Annotated in this window: 1 pseudogene; it reads left to right on the forward strand. The window is 43.2% G+C overall.

Features of this window, described 5'->3' with window-relative positions:
* Positions 1 to 271: pseudogene (locus SB775_RS29705) on the forward strand (sucrose-6-phosphate hydrolase); the annotation flags it as partial.

Here is a 271-nt window from a genome sequence, read left to right on the forward strand (position 1 = left end):
CCTGATGGCTTAAAATATCAAAATACACATCAATCAGGCTATTTTGTTGGTACATTAGATGATAGCTCTTACCAATATACACACGGAGAATTTGAGGAGCTGGATCGAGGCTTTGACTTCTATGCGCAGCAGACCTTTCAAGACGAATCAGGCAGACGTCTTTTAATTGGATGGATGGGTGTGCCTGATCAAGGAGAAGAGCATCACCCGACGATTTCCTATCAATGGATACACTGCTTAACGATTCCGAGAGAGCTCCGTTTAGATGATG

Source organism: Peribacillus sp. SIMBA_075 (genome assembly GCF_046534585.1).